Source organism: Pseudomonas sp. P5_B2 (assembly GCF_056400445.1).
The window spans coordinates 1-1,156 of sequence record NZ_JBFULH010001016.1 but is presented as its reverse complement, the minus strand read 5'-3'; the positions used below and the strand labels follow the sequence as shown (position 1 = coordinate 1,156).

General features: G+C 61.6%; 1 protein-coding gene. It reads right to left on the bottom strand.

Annotated elements, in window-relative coordinates; translation table 11 throughout:
* Window positions 1-1,156, bottom strand: a 1,156-nt coding sequence (locus AC1DRJ_RS28805; RefSeq protein ID WP_477805128.1) for a DUF294 nucleotidyltransferase-like domain-containing protein, incomplete at both ends; no start/stop codon positions are given.

Genomic DNA, 1,156 nt, shown 5'->3' with positions numbered 1-1,156 from the left:
AAGCACAGCTCCGGGTTGCCCGCCATGATGTTGCCCTTGCACAGCRTGAAGCCGCATAGCGCCAGGCTATGGTTGATCTGCTGGGCAATTGGCAACAGCTTGCCGCGTATCTCTGCCGCATGCGCAGCGTCCCGGGCCTCGAACAAAATGCCATTGTCCTGATCGGTGTGCAGCGTCTGCTCGCGACGACCTTCGCTGCCGAAGCACAGCCAGCTGAACGGCACACCGGGGTCGCCTTTCTCGGCCAGAGTCAGTTCGATTACCCGGCACACGGTGTGGTCGTTGAGCAGGGTGATGATGTGAGTGATCTGTGTCGACGACGCGCCATGCGCCAGCATGCGTTCAACCAGTTGGCCGATCTCGCCGCGCAGCAACACCAGGTTTTCCACGCGCGGGGCATTGCGGATCGTCCGCGCCAGGTGCACCAGATCAACCCGTTGCAGGGAAAACAGGTCCCGCTCCGAGACCACGCCGCACAGGCGCTGATCTTTCACCAGGCACACGTGGGCTATGTGTCGCTCAGTCATGGCGATGGCCGCGTCGAAAGCGCTGTGGTCCGGCGTCAGGAAAAACGGCGCCCGGGTCATGTGCCTTTCGATGGCTTCGTTGAAGTCGTTAATGCCGTCAGCTACAACATGGCGCAGGTCGCGCAGGGTGAAAATCCCAAGTGGGGCTTTGTGCTCATCGACCACGACGATGCTGCCGACTTGTTGCTCGTGCATCAGCGTCACCGCTTCACGCAGCGGCGTCGCCGGGCTGCAAGTCACCGGGTGGCGCATGGCCAATTCGCCCAGGCGCGTGTTCAGTGAATACTGAGTGCCGAGGGTTTCCACGGCTTTTTGCTGGACTTGCTGGTTGACCTGATCCAGCAAGCTGCTGACGCCGCGCAGGGCAAAGTCGCGAAAGGTGCTGGAAAGCGCGAACAGTTTGATGAACGCCAGCTTGTTCAGCTGCAGGCAGAAGGTGTCTTCGGCGGCGAGGTGTTCGGTGCGAGTCGCGCGCTCACCCAGCAGTGCGGCGAGGGGGAAGCACTCGCCGGTGGCGATTTCGAAGGTGGTTTCGGTGCCACCCTTGGCGGTGTGCGGGCGTTCACCGACGACACGGCCTTGTTTGACGATGTAGAAATGCTCAACCGGGCCATCGGAGGGCTTGATGA